Annotated in this window: 16 protein-coding genes; 8 read left to right on the top strand and 8 right to left on the bottom strand. The window is 72.2% G+C overall.

Annotation, left to right across the window (positions count from 1 at the left end):
• Nucleotides 1-4: 4 nt before the first annotated feature.
• On the bottom strand, nucleotides 5-973 hold the full coding sequence (locus ACWEF6_RS19070; protein ID WP_449684160.1) for an Lrp/AsnC family transcriptional regulator: 969 nt from the start codon (nucleotides 971-973) through the stop codon (nucleotides 5-7).
• 107 nt (nucleotides 974-1,080) lie between these two features.
• Here ACWEF6_RS19070 and ACWEF6_RS19065 point away from each other — a divergent pair, with 107 nt between their 5' ends.
• Both ACWEF6_RS19065 and ACWEF6_RS19060 read left to right on the top strand, forming a co-directional pair.
• Nucleotides 1,081-2,520 carry an FAD-dependent monooxygenase gene (locus tag ACWEF6_RS19065; RefSeq protein ID WP_449684159.1) on the top strand — a complete coding sequence of 480 codons (1,440 nt, stop codon included), beginning with the start codon at nucleotides 1,081-1,083 and terminating at the stop codon, nucleotides 2,518-2,520.
• 106 nt (nucleotides 2,521-2,626) lie between these two features.
• Nucleotides 2,627-3,583, top strand: a complete 957-nt coding sequence (locus tag ACWEF6_RS19060) for a ketopantoate reductase family protein (protein ID WP_449684158.1) — start codon at nucleotides 2,627-2,629, stop codon at nucleotides 3,581-3,583.
• Here ACWEF6_RS19060 and ACWEF6_RS19055 read toward each other — a convergent pair.
• Nucleotides 3,580-3,918, bottom strand: a complete 339-nt coding sequence (locus ACWEF6_RS19055; protein WP_449684157.1) for a hypothetical protein — start codon at nucleotides 3,916-3,918, stop codon at nucleotides 3,580-3,582. The genes ACWEF6_RS19060 and ACWEF6_RS19055 overlap by 4 nt on opposite strands.
• Nucleotides 3,919-4,006: 88 nt before the next feature.
• Between ACWEF6_RS19055 and ACWEF6_RS19050 the strand changes: the two genes are divergently transcribed.
• Nucleotides 4,007-6,301, top strand: a complete 2,295-nt coding sequence (locus ACWEF6_RS19050) for an SEFIR domain-containing protein (RefSeq protein ID WP_449684156.1) — start codon at nucleotides 4,007-4,009, stop codon at nucleotides 6,299-6,301.
• Between the two features lie 9 nt (nucleotides 6,302-6,310).
• Here the strand turns inward: ACWEF6_RS19050 and ACWEF6_RS19045 are convergent, their stop codons facing one another.
• Complete coding sequence (locus ACWEF6_RS19045) at nucleotides 6,311-6,826, bottom strand: hypothetical protein (RefSeq protein WP_449684155.1); 516 nt, start codon at nucleotides 6,824-6,826, stop codon at nucleotides 6,311-6,313.
• 281 nt (nucleotides 6,827-7,107) lie between these two features.
• Between ACWEF6_RS19045 and ACWEF6_RS19040 the strand changes: the two genes are divergently transcribed.
• From ACWEF6_RS19040 to ACWEF6_RS19030, 3 genes are read left to right on the top strand one after another with little or no spacing between them, the layout of a single operon-like run.
• Complete coding sequence (locus tag ACWEF6_RS19040; protein ID WP_449684154.1) at nucleotides 7,108-8,322, top strand: hypothetical protein; 1,215 nt, start codon at nucleotides 7,108-7,110, stop codon at nucleotides 8,320-8,322.
• Entirely contained in the window at nucleotides 8,323-9,567 is a 1,245-nt protein-coding gene (locus ACWEF6_RS19035; protein WP_449684153.1) for a sensor histidine kinase, read from the top strand. It abuts the gene before it with no gap.
• Nucleotides 9,461-10,084: a LuxR C-terminal-related transcriptional regulator gene (locus ACWEF6_RS19030; RefSeq protein ID WP_449684152.1), complete on the top strand. Its 624-nt coding sequence runs from the start codon at nucleotides 9,461-9,463 to the stop codon at nucleotides 10,082-10,084. The genes ACWEF6_RS19035 and ACWEF6_RS19030 overlap by 107 nt, the downstream gene beginning before the upstream one ends.
• 4 nt (nucleotides 10,085-10,088) lie before the next feature.
• Here ACWEF6_RS19030 and ACWEF6_RS19025 read toward each other — a convergent pair whose 3' ends face one another.
• Nucleotides 10,089-10,682, bottom strand: coding sequence for a hypothetical protein (locus ACWEF6_RS19025; protein WP_449684151.1), 594 nt, complete (start codon nucleotides 10,680-10,682; stop codon nucleotides 10,089-10,091).
• A 114-nt stretch (nucleotides 10,683-10,796) separates the two neighbouring features.
• Nucleotides 10,797-11,396, bottom strand: a complete 600-nt coding sequence (locus ACWEF6_RS19020) for a DinB family protein (RefSeq protein ID WP_449684150.1) — start codon at nucleotides 11,394-11,396, stop codon at nucleotides 10,797-10,799.
• Between the two features lie 89 nt (nucleotides 11,397-11,485).
• On the opposite strand from ACWEF6_RS19020, the gene ACWEF6_RS19015 reads away from it, so the two are divergent.
• Nucleotides 11,486-12,406, top strand: a complete 921-nt coding sequence (locus ACWEF6_RS19015; protein ID WP_449684149.1) for a helix-turn-helix domain-containing protein — start codon at nucleotides 11,486-11,488, stop codon at nucleotides 12,404-12,406.
• A 242-nt stretch (nucleotides 12,407-12,648) separates the two neighbouring features.
• Here ACWEF6_RS19015 and ACWEF6_RS19010 read toward each other — a convergent pair whose 3' ends face one another.
• Nucleotides 12,649-13,578 (bottom strand): helix-turn-helix transcriptional regulator, encoded by a 930-nt coding sequence (locus ACWEF6_RS19010; protein WP_449684148.1) that lies wholly within the window; start codon nucleotides 13,576-13,578, stop codon nucleotides 12,649-12,651.
• Between the two features lie 62 nt (nucleotides 13,579-13,640).
• On the opposite strand from ACWEF6_RS19010, the gene ACWEF6_RS19005 reads away from it, so the two are divergent.
• Entirely contained in the window at nucleotides 13,641-14,510 is an 870-nt protein-coding gene (locus ACWEF6_RS19005) for an SDR family oxidoreductase (protein WP_449684147.1), read from the top strand.
• 10 nt (nucleotides 14,511-14,520) lie between these two features.
• Here ACWEF6_RS19005 and ACWEF6_RS19000 read toward each other — a convergent pair whose 3' ends face one another.
• Nucleotides 14,521-14,760 (bottom strand): hypothetical protein, encoded by a 240-nt coding sequence (locus ACWEF6_RS19000; RefSeq protein ID WP_449684146.1) that lies wholly within the window; start codon nucleotides 14,758-14,760, stop codon nucleotides 14,521-14,523.
• 54 nt (nucleotides 14,761-14,814) lie between these two features.
• Nucleotides 14,815-15,663 (bottom strand): SCO6745 family protein, encoded by an 849-nt coding sequence (locus ACWEF6_RS18995; RefSeq protein ID WP_449684145.1) that lies wholly within the window; start codon nucleotides 15,661-15,663, stop codon nucleotides 14,815-14,817.
• Nucleotides 15,664-15,682 lie beyond the last annotated feature (19 nt).

Genomic DNA, 15,682 nt, shown 5'->3' with positions numbered 1-15,682 from the left:
AGCGCTACACCTGGTTCGCGGCCCGCTTCACGGTCTTGATCACGGGTGCGGTCTCGAGGTGGGTGATGGCCGTCAGCCGGGCCAGCCGGCCCGTCAAGTACCGGTACAGCTCCTGCTGGTTCGCGCACGCCACGCTCGCGCACACGTTCGTCGGCCCGGTGGTGGCCGCCGCGAACGCGATCTCCGGGTGCCCGGCCAGCGCCGTGCCCACCTCCTCCAGGTTTGTGGGGGCGACCGAGAGCCAGAGCAGCGTTCGCGGGCCGACGCCGAACATGCTTCCGTCGACGTCGATGTCCAGGTACAGCACCCCGCGCTCGCGCAGCTCGGTCATCCGGCGGCGGACCGTCGTCGGGGACCAGCCGGTCGCCGTGGCCAGGCGCTCGACCTCGGCCCGGCCGTCGGTGGCGAGAGCGGCGAGGAGCTTGCGGTCTCCGTCGTCGAGCCGGACCGGTCCCGGCCGGTGCGGGATCGGGGCCGGGCGCAGCCGCTCGATCGCGTCTTCGTCCAGCGATCCGAGCTTGGCGACCAGGCTGTCCGGGCCGCCGTAGAACGCGTGCAGCACCGAGTGCGCGGTCACGCCCTCCACGCGCGGCGTGCGCGGCAGCTTGGCCAGCAGCAGCGCCTCGCTGTCGGCCTCGCTTTCGGTGCGGACCGTGCAGGTGATCTCCGTGCCCCCGGAGGTGATGCTCACCCAGGACGTGTCGGGACGCCGGGCCAGCGCCTCGGCGACCGGCACCGACGCGGCGGGCGCGCACCGCACGCGCAGGAACCACAGCACCGCGCCCAGCGCGGCCGGGTCGACCCCGCCGAGCACCCGCACCGCCCCGGCCGACCGCAACCGGGCGTACCGGCGGGCGATGGTGCGATCCGACACGCCGAGCACGTCGGCGATCGTGCTGAACGGCGCCCGGCCGTTGATCTGCAGGGCGTGCACCAGCCGGCGATCCAGTTCGTCGTATTCCACCTCTGTCAAGCTATTCGGTGTCGGATACCGACGCAATCGAGCCGGTTTCTGGCGCAACGGCGTCGACGGGTGAAGCGTCGCTCCCGTCCTCATCGACACCACCAGGGGAGAAACTCATGGACACCGAGGTGCTCGTCGTCGGCGCGGGCCCGACCGGCCTGACGCTGGCCAACGAACTGCGGGTGGCGGGCGTGCCGGCCGTGCTGGTCGACAAGCTGGCGCGGCGCAGCACGTTGTCGAAGGCGGGTGGCGTGCAGTCGCGCACGCAGGAGGCATTCGACCAGCGCGGCCTGCTGGAACCGTTGCTGGCGACCGGAAACCACCCGGCCGGCACCGCGCACTTCGCCGGGATCACGCTCCCGCTCACCCGGGACCGGCACGCCCATCCGTGGCGGTCCATCCCGCAGGTGGTGATCGAGGAGTTCCTCGAGCGGCACCTTGCCACGCAAGGCAGCCACGTCCGGCGTGACCACGACCTGACCGGTCTCACCCAGGACGAGGACGGCGTCACCGCGACCTTCGCGAGCGGCAGCGTCGTCCGTTCCCGCTACCTGGTCGCGGCCGACGGCGGCCGCAGCACGGCCCGAGCGCTGCTGAACGCGGAGTTCCCCGGCCGGCCGGGCACGACGACCACCGTCGCCGCCGACGTGCGGCTGAGCGGCGGCGAACAAGGGATGATGCACGCCCGAAGCAAGGACGGGCACTGGGTGTCGGTGTTCCCGCTCGGCACCGATCCGCAGGGCCGGCCGCTGCGCCGGCTCGCGCTGGGCGGCCCGGGCCGGTCACTGCCCCGGGACGCTCCGGTCACCGAGGACGAGATCCGCGACGGGCTGCGCAACGTCTTCGGCGCACGGGTGCACCTGCTCGAACTGCGCTACGCCCGCCGCATCACCAACGCGGCCCGGCAGGCCGCCCGCTACCGGCACGGGCGCGTGTTCCTGGCGGGCGACGCCGCGCACGTCCACCTCCCGATCGGTGCGCAGGGCATGAACACCGGCATCCAGGACGCGCTGAACCTCGGGTGGAAGCTCGGCGCCGCGGTGCACGGCTGGGCGCCGGCGCACCTGCTCGACACCTACCACGCCGAACGCCACCCGGTCGGGGCCGCCGTGCTGCGCAACGTCCAGGCGCAGAGCCTGCTGATGGACCACCAGGGCACCGGCGACCCGGATCTGGCGGCGGCCCAGGAGCTGTTCGCCGCGCTGGCCCGGCTGCCGGAAGTGCAGTACCACCTGGACGACATGCTGTCCGGGATGGGCATCCGGTACCCGATGCCGGGCGGCGAAGACCAGCCGCGCGTCGGTCTGCCCGCACCGGATCTGCGGCTCGGCCCGGTCCGGTCGCACGAACTGCTGCGCTGCGGTCGCGGCCTCCTGATCGACCCGGCCGACAGCTTCGCCGAGGTCGCCGCCCCTTGGCGGGACCGCGTGGACCGCGTGGGACAGGGCGTCGGCACCGAGCCGATGCTCATCCGGCCGGACGGTTACGTGTGCTGGGCCGGGAATCCGGACAATCTCGGGCCGGCGCTCGGTCACTGGTTCGGCGACCGCCCATAGGGCCTCCTGGCCGCGGCTTCGCACCGCGCGTTGACAAGCGGGCGGCACCTCCCTAGCGTGATAAGTGGAGATGACCTCCAATTTCATCATATCCGACGAGGTGCGCGTGAAGATCCTCATGTTCGGCCGAGGCGCGATCGCCACGGTGCACGGCTGGGCCCTGGAGCGGGCCGGACACGACGTCGAGTGCTACGTCCGGCCGGGCCGCGCGTCGGCTTACGGGGAGGCGGTGGAGCTCGATCTGCTCGACGCGCGGAGGCGGGTGTGGGGGCAGCGCGTCGTCCAGGCGTGGCCGGTGCGCTACCGCGAACAGCTGCCGCCGGACCACGATTTCGACCTGATCGTGCTGAGCGTGCCGCACCACCGCCTCCCGGAGGCGGCCGCGTTCCTGGCGCCGCGCGTCGGCAACGCCACGGTCCTGGTGTTCGGCAACATCTGGGCCGAGCCACTGACCGCGATCGGCGCTCTGCCCGCCGATCAGGTGGCCTGGGGCTTCCCGCTGGCGGGCGGCGGCTTCGGCGAAGACGGCGTGCTCCGTGGAATGCTGCTGCCCGCGGTCGTCTTCGGCACCCTCGACCGGCCCCCGACCGAGCGCGAGAAAGCGACGCGGCGGGTGTTCCGCGAGGCCGGATTCCGGTTGCGGGAGAAGCGCGATTTCCGCACCTGGCTGTGGCTCCATTTCGCGATGAACGCCGGCCTGCACGCGCAGGGCCTGCGGCGGGGAACGCTGTCCGCATTGGTGGGAGCGACGGCCGATTTGCGCGAGGCGTTGCTGACGGCCCGCGAGCTGCTGCCGGTGCTCGAGGCGCGCGGCGCCGACCTGCGCCGGCGTGACACGCTGGGATACCGGGCGCCGACCTGGCTGACGGCCCCGGCGTTCGCGTGGCTGACCGCGTATGTCCCACTGGTGCGCAGGAGTTTCGAGGGCCACGCCGATCCCGGAGCCGAGGAGCCACGGGAGGTCTGCCGCGACACCCTGGCCGAAGCCCGCCGGCTGGGCATCGCGGTGCCACGCCTGGAAGCGGCGGAATCGAGCTTCGCCGGTAGCCCACCCGTGGTCTAGAGTGCTGTCTCCGGGTCGGGGGATTCCGGCCTGCTTCCGCTGGCTTCCTCCTGAAGCTCCGCGCGCTTGTCGTCGGCGGCGACTCGCACATCCCGGAAGTCCACGACGGCCGCTCGGGCGGTTCGGATCAGCTTCGCCAGATTGCCCTCCGACAGCAGCAGCACATCCTCGAGAACCTGCGGAGGCAGCTCCAGTTCCCGCGGGCCGTAGCAGTCGTGCCACGCCAGGTCCGCCAGGTACAGCAGGTCGAGTGCGGCCTCGACGTTCCTGGACGAGAACTGTGCCTCGACGCGGGGTGTGCGCTCCCGCCGGCGTTGGTCGCTTCCGACAGCCATCGGTTCCCTCCCACTGTTCTGCCCCAAGGATCCACGCATCGGCGCGAAACCGGTACGGGAAAGCCCCCCGGCACTAGAATCGGCCGGCGTGCCGCCCACGCGAAGTCCCCGGGTTTTCGTCTCCTACGCCGATGACTCCGGTGACCACACCGAAGCCGTCCGGCTGTTCGCCGGGCGGCTGCGGTCCTCCGGCATCGATGCGCGGCTGGATCTGTGGGAGCGGGATCGGCGGCGGGACTGGCTCGACTGGACCATGGACCAGCTCGAACACGGCGACTTCGTGCTCGCGATCGGCTCGCCCCGGTACAAACAGCTGGCCACTTCGGACGGCGAATCTCCCGGTCTCGCCCGGCTCCAGCTCGTCATGCTGCGCGAACACTTGGCCCAGGACCGGGCGCAGTGGCTGGCCAAGATCCTGCCCGTCGTCCTGCCCGGGTGCTCCGCCGACGACCTGCCGGCGTTCCTCCAGCCCTACTCCGCCACCCGGTACGCGATGCCCGGACAGTTCGACGAGTTGCTGCGGGTGCTGACCGGACAACCCCGCTGCGTCCAGCCGGAGCTGGGACCGCTCGCCGATCGGCCGGACGGGCTGTCCCTGCTGAGCGCGGAGCTGAGCCGCGTGCTCGTCGACGCCTCGGAAGGCCTCGCGGGCGCGGTCGGCGACCTGTGGCGCGGAGAGTCGCGGCGGCTCGGGCTCGACGACCCGCGTCCGCTGGTCACCCGCTGGCGCGCCGGCAGCCGCGAGTTCGAGCGGATCGGTCCGTTCTTCCGCGACGACGTACCGTCCCGGCGGCTGCTCCTGCTCGGGCCGCCGGGATCCGGCAAGAGCGTGGCAGCGATCCGGCTGGTGGCCGAGCTGCTGGCCGGGTGGGCCCGGGGCGCGCCGGTGCCGGTGCTGGTCCCCGTCACCGACTGGCACCCCGGCGAGCTGCACCCGTTCGACTGGCTCGCCCGCCGGCTGGCCCGCGACCACCGGCTGGGCCGGACCGTGCGCTGGGTCGACGGGCGACGGCTGACACTGGCGTCCGCGCTGCTGGAGGTGGGCCTGGTGCTGCCCGTCCTCGACGGCCTGGAGACCATCGCCGAAGACCTGCGGCCCGAGGCGATCGCGGCGCTCAACCGGCTGGGGTCGTCGGTTCCGCTGGTCGTCACCTGCGGCCTCGCCGAACACCGCGCCCTGGACGCGGCGGGCGTCGGGCTGGCGCGCGCCACCCGGGCCGAACTCCGGCCGCTCGACCGGGACGACGTCGAGGACTACCTGACCGAGACCGTCCCCCACGGCGGGTCCCGCTTGGCGCCGCTGTTCGCCCGCCTGCGCACGGAGCCCGCGCCGACGCCGCTCGTGGTGTGGCTGATCCGCGTGGTCCACCAGGACCCCGGCCGCAATCCCGGTGACCTGTCCGACCGGACGCGCTTCCCGGACCGGGACTCGATCGAGGCCCACCTGGTGCGGCACCTCGTCCCGGCGGTCTACCCGGACCACCCCGGTCACCGCCGCCACGGGGCCTTCGCCCGGGTGGACCACGGCACCGTGCGGCGCTGGCTGGCGCACCTCGCGGCGAGCGGGACGGCGGACATCGCGTGGTGGCGGCTCGATCGTTCCCTCCCCTGGGTCGCCCCGGCCTGTCGCGTCGCGGCGGGCGCCACGATCGGCTTCGGGCTGGTCAGCACGGCCGGCGTCGTGCCCGGGTTGGTGGCCGCCGCCGTGGTCGGGCTGGCTGCCGGTCACTCGCGGTACCTCGCGTACTTCGCCGTCACCGACCTCGAAACCCCGCACCGGTTCGACAACTCGACGTCGAAGGTGCGCACCGAACTGCGCGACTTCGCGAAACTGCTGGGAAGTACGCTGCTGTTCGTGACCGGCGTGCTCGCGCTGCTGGTCGCCGGCCGGAGCGTCGCGACCGGACTCGTGCACACCGTGCGCGCGGCACTGGTGATGACGGCTTTGGCAATCGGCGGCGGGTTCCTGGCCTGGTGGTTCGGCCGCAAGCTGTGGCACCGGCAGCGCCACGGCCGCGGCGACGGCCTGGTGGCGCTCGCCGATCTCGACCGCCCGGCGAGTCCCGGCGCCACCCTCCGCGCCGACCGGAACGTGCTCCTGGCCGGCACCGGGACCATGCTGGCGATCGCGACGATCTTCGCGGTGCTCGGCCTCGGCTACGCGGTCCGGATCGCGCTCGGTTACGCCGCGGCCTGGATGTTGCTCAGCGCGTACGCCAGGTTCACCACGGCCCGGCTCGTGCTCGCCGCGCGCGGCGAGCTCCCGTGGCGGTTGTTCGGGTTCCTGGACGACGCCCGCGACCGCGGCGTGCTCCGCCAGTACGGCGCGGTCCACCAGTTCCGGCACCGGCACCTGCAACGGCACTTGGGCGGACCGGAGTAGCCGGGGAGGTCAGGAGCACTGGATGGCCATGTCGTCGAAGCGGACGAAGGTCTTGGTGCCGTTGCTGTTGCCGTAGATGACCTGGAGGTAGATGTCGCCGGTGAAGCGGCGCAAGTCGAGGCCGGTGAGGTAGGCCTGGCGGTAGCCGCCGCCGGGGAACCAGGGGTAGGTCTCGGCGATGATGCTCCAGCCGTCGGGGTTCCAGATCTGGAGTCCGACCTGGGCGCCGGCCGGGGTGAGGGGGTTGAACCAGACGCCGACGGCGCAGTTGCCGCGGTTCCAGTTGGAGATGGTGACCGGGATGCGGTTGGCGGCCCAGCCGTTGCCGACGAAGAGCCAGCCGTCGTTGGCGCCGGAGCGGGCGACCCCGCCGTTGAGGTCGTAACCGGCGACACCGTCCCCGGAACCGCCGCCCTGCCAGCGGGTCCACGGGGTGGCCCCCTCGACGCTGTCCCACACTTGCACGCTCGCTTGAGCGGGCGTTGCGGCGGTCACCGAGACCGCCGACAGGAGCGCGGTGGCCAAGGCCAGAGCTTTTGCGGTTCTTTTGAGAATCCCGTGTTTCATGGCGTGTTCGCCTTTCGCATCGAATTTCGCCGGAAGCCGGGGTGATTAGCGGATCCCGATTTCCTTTCCGGTTAACCGATGCTGGCACAGAAACCGCGCACCGATAAGCGTCCGATCTTGCCCACTCGACCGTGGGTAAGATTGCCCATGCCTACTATTGTCGTGAGACCGGTGCCGTAGCCGCACAGCGTCCATCCAGGGTAGTGCGGCCGGCCCGGGGAAACCGTAGACTCGGTTTGGTGGGGGCGATCGCCGCGTCGGGCACTGGTGCCGGGCAGCGCGTGCTCGCGGACATTGTGGGAGCGCAGGTCGCGTGGTGGAATCTCGGTTTCGCGGTCCGGCGCGCCGTGGTGCGGGAAGCCCGCCGGGGAAAGCGATTTCCGGAGCCGGACGTGTGGGATGTGTCCGCCCGCTGGGCCCGGCAGTGGCTGGCGGCGCCGTGGTGGTGGCGGCTGGTTCGCGGTGCCGGTGTCACGGTCCTCGTCGTCGTCGGCCTGACCGGGCTCGCCGCGGTGCTGGGCGAGGTGGACGGGATCACCGCACTGAGCGGTGCGGTGGCCGGGTGCCTGCCGCCGGCCGCCGGGTGGTCCTGGCGGCAGGCGCGCATCGCCAGGCTGTTCGCCGCACAGGACCTCGATCTGTCGCCCGATCCGCTGCCCGCGCGGAGGCTGGCCGTCCGCACGGTCCTGGTCCTGCTCGCGGTCGGTGCGGCGGTGAGCGCGACGATCATCGCCATCGCGAACGATCGGTCCGCCCGGTACGACTGTCCCGAGTTCGCCGTCGATGCGCCCGTGCACGACTGGTGGCTGCACCGAGGCGGGCGCGCCGGGGTCGGCTGCCCGGCCGCCGACACCCGCTCGGCCGGCGCGGGCGTGCGGTACACGCCGTGGAGTCCGGTGGTCGCCAACCGATTCGGGTGGAGTGAGGTGGTGTACGCCTTCCCGCCGGAAGAGCCGATCACGATGTTCGCGCCGATCTTCGGCGCCTGGATCGCCGCCGGCGGCCCGTCCGGCGTGCTCGGCCGGCCCACCGACGGCAACGTGGACGACACGACCACCGCCTACGTGAACTTCCGTGGCGGCACCATCGTCCTGACCGCCGACGGCGACCCGAAGGTCCACGTGGGACAGCAGTACGCCCGCCGGGCCCGCGATCTCGCCAGCCCGTGTGCGGCGCGCGATCGCCCGTGCATCACCACGGCCTACGCCGACGCCGGCGTAATCCACGTCGGCTGGCAATACGGTGCCGCGGACGCGTTCAACGTCACCTGGCAGCCGGCCGGCGGACCGCCGTGGTCGGAACGGCACCGTGAGGTGGCCGGCTTCGAGGTCACCCTGCCCGACGTCCGGCCGGCGACGACGTACCTGGTCTCGATCCAGGCCTGTGAAAAGCACTTCTTGAGCCGGTCCGCCTGCACCTGGCCGCCCGACGAAGTTGCCGTCCGGGTCGGTTAGATGCCGACCGAGCCCAGGCATCCGGCCCCCATGCTGCTGGTGCTCGGCCTGCGCTGGCTCGCGTTCGGCTGGATGCTGGTGGTGGCGTTCGCCGGCGGCCAGGTCCAGCGGCCGGTCGAGGCCGGCGTCGCCCTGATCGCCACCGGCTGCTGGACGGCCTGGCTGACGATGGCCGCGGTGCGGCGGATGCGGCTCGTGCTCGCCGCCGATCTGGCCGTGGCCGTGGCGTTGATCGTGGGGTACGGCCGGGTGTATCCGGCGCAGGCGGTACTGACCGGCCACCCGTCGTTCATGGGTGCGTATCCGGCCGCGGCGGTCGCGGCGTGGGGCGTCGTCCGGGGAATCCGGGGTGGCCTGGTCGCCGGGGCGGTGCTCGGGCTGAGCCTGCCGTTCGCTTACGCCGCCAATGAAGTCGCGTTCGCGCGGCTGTCGTTCCTGCAGCTGTTGACCACGGTCGGCTGGGGGCTGTCGTACGTGCTGCTGGGTGGCGCGGTGGGCGTGGCCGCCGGTCAGCTCGACCAGCTGCGCGAGCAGGCCATCCGGCACGGCGAGCGGACGGCGCGGATGGCCGAACGGGAGCGGCTCGCCGCGCGGATCCACGACGACGTGCTGCAGAACCTGGGCCGGCTCCGGGCCCGGATCGGGGAGCTGTCCGCCGCGCCGGCGCTGACCGCCGTGGCCGAGGGGATCGCCCGGCAGGAGGCGGCGCTGCGCGGTCTGGCGCGCTCCGATCCCGACCCGCTTCCGGCCGGCGTCGTCTCGCTGCGCGAGAAGCTGGCCGAGCTCGCCGAACGGCGCGACGAGATCCCGGTCCGCCTGGTGACGAGCGGCCCGGTCCGGTTGCCGGAGGCGGTGGCGGCCGACGTCGTCGCCGCGGTGGCGGAACTGCTGAGCAATGTCGTCAAACACGCACGGGCGCACCGGGTCTGGCTCACCGTGTTGCAGGATCGCGCTGACGTCACGGTGAGCGTCCGGGACGACGGCGTGGGGTTCGAGCCCGGCCGCGACACGGACGGGATCGGCCTGCGGCTGTCGGTCCGGGCTCGGGTGGAACGCCTCGGCGGGCAGGTCCGCATCCGCAGCCGCACCGGCCAGGGCACCGAAGTGGAGCTGCGCATCCCCCGAGGGAGAGGTGATCATGCCGGGAAACCCGGTCCGGTTGCTGGTCGTCGAGGATCACCCGATCACCCGCGACGGTGTCCGAACCGCACTCGAGCGCGACGGCCGGGTGACGGTCGTGGGTGAGGCCGCGGACGCACCGGCCGCCTGCTGCCTGGCCGACCGGCTCCGCCCCGACGTCGCGCTGGTCGATCTGCGGCTGGGCCCCGGGGCGGGCCGCGGCGTCGACGTCATCGGCTACCTGCGCGTCCACTGGCCCGACATCCGGATTCTCGTGCTTTCCCAGGGAGAACCCGCGGAGTTCCTGGCCGCCGTCCGCGCCGGGGCACACGGCTGCGTCAGCAAGGCGATCACCGCCGCGGAGCTGACCGCGGCGGTGGAGGCCGTGCTCACCGGCCCGGTCCTGCCCGCCGACCTGGCCGCCCACCTGATCGGCGAACTGCACGAATCGTCCCGCCCGCTCACCACCCGCGAGCGGGATGTGCTGCGCTGCCTGGCCAAGGGCTACGACAACCGCGAGATCGCCGACGAGCTGCAGATCGCCGTCCGCACGGTCAACCGCCACCTGGAGAACATCCGCGCCAAGCTCGGCCACCACCGCCGTTCCGTGCTCATCCGCGTCGCCCGCAACCACCACCCCTGAGGCGTCAGGTGCCGATCACCTGTGCGTGGGCCAGCTCCGCGTAGGCCTCGTCGAGCTTCGCGACGGCCTGCTGGCGGAACCCGGCTCCGCCACCGGTCCAGTCGTTCAGCGCGAGCTGGATGTACCCGACGCCGACGGAGATGTCCTGAGCGGCGGCCTGCAGCCACGGCTCCGGCTGTGGTTTGACGGTACCGAGCTCGTCGATGAAGCCGGCCCGCGCCGGGAACGGCCGGGCGCCCGGACTCGCCTGGGCGGCCTGGGTGAACTTGTCGAACGCCGCGGCCCGCAACTGGGCCCGCCGCACCGGGTCGAGGGTGCGGCCCGCAGTACTGAGATCACCCAGCCCCAGCGCGATCTGCCGGCCCACGACCTCCTGCGGGTCGGGCAGCCAGTCGACCGCCAGGCCGCACTGCGGGCACCCGAGCTCCCAGTTCCAGTCGAGGTGCACCGGAACGCAGATCACCTGCCCTCGCCACTTGAAGCACCACGGCCCCTCGGAGTCGGCGGAGGCCGGCGCGGCCACGCCGATCGTCGCCAGTGCGGCGGCCCCCAGCGCGACCAGTCCTCGGCGGATCCGGCTCATCTTGTTGCGTCTCATGGGTTCTCATGGTTCTGCCCGGTGACGTCGTCCGCAAGCGACCGGGTTTTCCCATGCCGGCATGGGTATTCTTACCCACAGGCGCGGCCCTCGGGCCGGCGCGGCGACCATCTCTCACCGGTGACGGCCGGCGGGATCGCGTTCCTCGACCTCGAAGTTCGCGGCCTCCCGGGCCGCGGCCTCGACACGGTTGTGCAACTCGGACCACCCCTCGGGCAGGTTGGTCACCGTCGGGTGGTAACCGGCGCTGCCATCGATGAGCTCACGGACGATATCGGCGTGACCGGCGTGCCGGCAGGTCTCGGTGATCATGTGGACGAGCATCCACTGCAGGGTCACCTCTCGCATGCCTTCGGGAAAGTGTGGCACCTGGCCGGGTGAGTCGAGATCAAGCGCCGCGATGGTGGCGTCGGCGTGTTTCCACGACCGCTTGTACTCTGCGATGACCTCCTCGCTCGTCTCCTCCGGGCGGACGAGGAAGTCTTCCGATTGAGTGCGGTCGACCAGCCACTCCGCCGCGTCGGCGGGTCGGTCGAAGACTTCGCCGAAGTAGCCGAACTCGTTGCCCGTCAGGTGCTTCACCAGTCCGAGCAGGTTGGTGCCGGTCGGGGTGAGCGGTCGGCGTGCGTCGTACTCGGAAAGGCCGTCGAGCTTCCACACCAGTACGTCGCGCACCTGCTGCAAGTAGAGGTGCAGATAGGTTTTCGGATCCACATCCCGACCCTAGAAGTCCGGTGCCGCCGCGGTCTTGAACACCAGCGCCGGATCGATCGACGATGCGTGCCATGTGATTGGATGGCCCGATGGACCCGGTACGCGGCTCGGTTCGGCTGGACACCGAGCGGTTCGGTGTGGACGCCTTCCGCGACGGCTGGGAAGAGCAGATCGGCGACGGTTTCACGTTGCCCGCCTTCAGCCACGAAGCCACCGCTGGTGCCACCGTTCGCGGCCGCGCCTCCCGCGTCGGGGACTCAGCCATCACGGACTTCGAGACCGCCACCCGGGTCCGGGTCGATTCCGCGTTTCCCGACAACGGCGAACTGCGGATGTACGTGGTGCACCGGGGCGCCTACATCCTCGAACGCGAACGCGACACGATGGCGGTCGAGGCCGGCCAGTTTCTGCTGAGCCGATCGATCGGGCTGACCGGTTACGACGTCGCTGCGGGCACTTCCGCCCAGGTGATCGGTCTGCCCGCCGAGGCGCTGAGCGTGTTCGACGGCAGCACGCAAGCGACCGGCCCGGCCGCCGCCGCGGAGGTTCGTGTGCTCCTGGCCCACACACGTGTCGTCCAGGCGACGCTCGGCGACCTCAGCGATGAGGGCGTCCACGCGAGCCGCAACGCGTTGGTCGAGCTGGTGCGCGGGGTCTTGCACGGATATGTCGACGGCACCGAGCCCGGCCCGCTGGTCCACGCGGCCAGGAACCTCGCGGATCGCCTGCTCACCAACCCGGACCTGACACCGGCGCTGCTGGCGAGCCGCCTCAAGGTCTCGCTGCGCACCCTGCACCGGGCCTTCGCGTCAACCGGCGAGCCCGTCGCGGCGTACATCCGCCGACGGCGTCTCGAGCAGGCGCGCCGCGCGCTCCTCTCGCCCTCCCCCAGCACGGTTTCCGAGATCGCGGCACGCTGGCAGTTCGCCGACAGCAGCCACTTCATCCGAACATTCCGCCGCTACTACGGCCAGACGCCGGCCCGCTATGCCCGCGATCACCACCGCTGAGAGGCAAACTCTCAAGCCGCTCGGCGGGAACCCCGACACCTCCCGCCGAGGCGTGGGTTCCCCGGACCCGGCCCGGCTCGAACGGGCTGCCACCCTCACCGTGCGACGGGCAGGACGCACCCTTACCGGGTAGCTGCGCCTTGGGCGGGTTCCTGGCGAGCGTAGCCCGGAGTCACCTGCCGCGGCGATCGAATTCGGCCGCGCCGGAACCGCGCGCTCACGGCGAAGAGCGCGTGGCGGGGTTACCCGAGCCGCCGGCGGAGGGTGTCGAGCGCGGCGTCGAGGTCGGGTGAGGACTGTTCGAGGACGAAATCCGCGTCCAGCATCAGCAGGTTGAGGGCGAGCGCGGCCGGTGACTCGGCGGTGGCGTGCACGCGGCAGCGATGCTCGTCCACCACCTCGACGGGGACGGCCGCCGGTACTCTGGCGATGATCTCGGCGGCGGGTGCGCCGACCAGGACGACGGCGCGATGGCGGGCGAAGGCCGAGTCGATGCCGTGCAGCACGTCGGTGGCGGACGGGGCCTCGCGCGGGGTGAACGTCGCGCCTTCCGGGCGGTTCACGGTCATCCGGTCGAGGCGGAACTGCCGCCAGTCGCCGCGGCCGGAGTCGAAGGCGACGAGGTACCACCGCCGCCCCACCTGGACGACGCGATGCGGTTCCACCTCACGGTGGGTCGCCTTGCCTTCGCGGGTCAGGTAGCCGAAGCGGACGCGGCGGTGGTCGCGGCAGGCGGCGGTGAGGAAGATCAGCAGGTCGGGGGCGACGCCGCCGGGGGCCCGCGCCGCCTGCGTGTAGTCGCGCATGGCGGCGACCCGTCCCCGCAGCCGGCGTGGCAGTACCTGCTCGAGTTTCACCAGCGCGGTTCCGGCGGCTTCGCCGAGGTCGGTGGTGCCGGCGCCGGTGGCCATCCGCAACGCGATGACGATGGCCACGGCCTCGTCGTCGTCGAGCTGCAGCGGAGGCAGCGCGGTTCCGGGGCGCAGCCGGTAGCCGCCGGCCACCCCGGGGGCCGCTTCGACGGGGTAGCCGAGGTCACGCAGCTTCCGGATGTCGTAGCGCACCGTGCGGGGGCTCGTGCCGAGCCGGTCGACCAGCTCGGCGCCGGTCCACGACGAGCGCGTCTGCAGCAGGGTCAGCAACGCCAGCAGGCGGGAAGCCGGGTTCGACATGTCTCCATGATGTGGTGAATCGCGGCAAAGATCTTGCCGCAATACCCGGCATCCTTCACCTCATGAACACGACCACCACGCCCAGCCCCAAGACCGTCCTCGTCACCGGCGCCACCGGCACGATCGGCCGCCACCTGGTCGGCGAACTGCTCGCCGCCGGGCACCGGGTGAGGGCGCTGACCCGCACCCCCGAGAAGGCCGGCCTGCCCGAGATGGTGGAGCTGGTCGCCGGCGACCTGACCGCGGCGCCACCGGAGGGACTGTTCGACGGTGTCGACAGCGCGTTCGTCTTCCCGGTGGCGGGGGTGGCCGGATTCGTCAAGGCGGCCGCGGCCGCGGGCGTCGCGCACCTGGTCCTGCTCTCCTCGCTCGCCGCGGCACTCGAACACGAGCGTGACCGCGGGTCGGCCAGCCAGGTGCACCACTCCGCGGTCGAGGACGCCGTCCGCGACAGCGGCGCGGCCTGGACGATCCTGCGGCCCGGCACCTTCGCCGGCAATCTGCTGGCGTGGGCCCGGCCCATCCGCTACACCGGCGGAGTGACCGGCCCCTACCCGACCTCCGCGCAGGCCCCGATCCACGAGGCCGACATCGCCGCCGTCGCCGCCGTGGCGCTGACCGAACCGGGACACGCCGGCCGGCACTACCCCATGACCGGTCCGCAGGCGCTGAGCCGGGTCGAGCAGCTCAACACGATCGGCACGGCCATCGACCGGGAGCTGAGGTTCACCGAGAACACGCCGGACGAGTTCCGCGCCGAGATGCATTCCTACGGCGTCGGCGAGGACATCATCTCGATGCTCCTCGGCCACTGGTCGGACACGGTCGAAACGCCCGACGTGGTGCGGCCGGCCGTGGAGCAGGTGACCGGACGGCCGGCCCGCACCCTCGCGGAGTGGGCGCGCGACCACGCGGCGGCCTTCGGCGCGTGAACCCTCCGGGTCAATCCCGGTAGTTGAAGAGCACCTCGCCCAGATCGGCCGGAGCCCAGTACTTCAGATCTTCGGGGGCGTACCCGGGCCACGTGTCCGCGTCGAACGGCCCGGCCAGGTCGGCCGGGGTCAGCACCCGGAACGCCGGGAACTCCGCCAGCACGGCGACCAGTTCCGGAGCGTCCACGAACGTCAGCGGTCCCCAGGTGGTCGCCGTCCCGTCGATCGCGCGCGGCTCGGCGACCGCCACGACCGGCTCGGTCCGGTCGCGGGTGATCCATTTTCCGCCTCCCGACGCTCGCGGCTACTGCCTCGCGAGCACCCAGGGCATGAACTTCTCCGCCAACGCCCGGCTGAACGGCCGCACCAGTTCCTGCAGTTCGGCACACGCGGATTCGCCGATGTGCGCATACGGCGCCACGCTGTTCTCGTCGGTCGCCTTCTCGAGTTCCGCCCGGCGGGCCGCACCCGTGGGCGTGAACGTCGGCTCGGCATCACCGGTGAGCCAGTCCCGCTCACGGAGGCCGTCGACGGCGCGGCTCCAGTCCTCTTCGGACCACGACCGGGAAGTACGCAGGGTTTCCGCCGGGACAGCACCGGAAGCAGCGTGGGTGACGAGCGCTTCGACGCCGCTCAGGCCTGCCGTCAGCAGGGCCGCGATGTGGGCGTCGCCGCGGTACTCCCGGAGCAGGGTCTGCGCGTGCCACAGGACCAGGTGGGGTTCGGTGGGCCACGGAAGGGCCGCGTGGGCGGCGTACAGCGGGCGGCCGACAACGTCGTCGGCGACGGCCTCGGCGGCCTCGCGCAGCAGAGTGGCCGCCCGGTGCATCTCCGGAGAGCCGATCGCGTCGCCCAGGGCGCCGCGCAGCGCCCGATCGGCGGCGGCGTAGCGCGCGGCCAGGACGGCGTCCGGCTCGGTGGCGGCCCGCGCGGCGGTGATCGACTCCCGGACGAGAGCGGGGTTGAAGTTGTAGAAGGTCGCGACCACGACCGAAGCCGGGACCGCACCCAGCGCCGCCGACCTCGACGCGAAGTAGCCCGCGCGGCCGCTGAGGCCGAGCTCCTGGTACGCCGCGGCGGCTTCCGGAGCGAAGTAGATCATGCCGTGGTAGGGCTCGATGAGTCGCCAGGTCCGGCGCGCCGCTTCGATCACGGGGCCAACATACCAGCCA

Source organism: Amycolatopsis sp. NPDC004772, from assembly GCF_053601215.1.
This window is presented reverse-complemented; position numbering and strand designations above follow the sequence as displayed.

What these genes read in the sequence shown, in the direction of transcription:
- ACWEF6_RS19065 (WP_449684159.1), top strand. Translation starts at nt 1,081, where the DNA reads ATGGACACCGAGGTGCTCGTCGTCGGCGCGGGCCCGACCGGCCTGACG.
- ACWEF6_RS19055 (WP_449684157.1), bottom strand. Translation starts at nt 3,918, where the DNA reads ATGGCTGTCGGAAGCGACCAACGCCGGCGGGAGCGCACACCCCGCGTC.
- ACWEF6_RS19035 (WP_449684153.1), top strand. Translation starts at nt 8,323, where the DNA reads ATGCCGACCGAGCCCAGGCATCCGGCCCCCATGCTGCTGGTGCTCGGC.
- ACWEF6_RS19030 (WP_449684152.1), top strand. Translation starts at nt 9,461, where the DNA reads ATGCCGGGAAACCCGGTCCGGTTGCTGGTCGTCGAGGATCACCCGATC.
- ACWEF6_RS19025 (WP_449684151.1), bottom strand. Translation starts at nt 10,682, where the DNA reads ATGAGACGCAACAAGATGAGCCGGATCCGCCGAGGACTGGTCGCGCTG.
- ACWEF6_RS19015 (WP_449684149.1), top strand. Translation starts at nt 11,486, where the DNA reads ATGGACCCGGTACGCGGCTCGGTTCGGCTGGACACCGAGCGGTTCGGT.
- ACWEF6_RS19010 (WP_449684148.1), bottom strand. Translation starts at nt 13,578, where the DNA reads ATGTCGAACCCGGCTTCCCGCCTGCTGGCGTTGCTGACCCTGCTGCAG.
- ACWEF6_RS19005 (WP_449684147.1), top strand. Translation starts at nt 13,641, where the DNA reads ATGAACACGACCACCACGCCCAGCCCCAAGACCGTCCTCGTCACCGGC.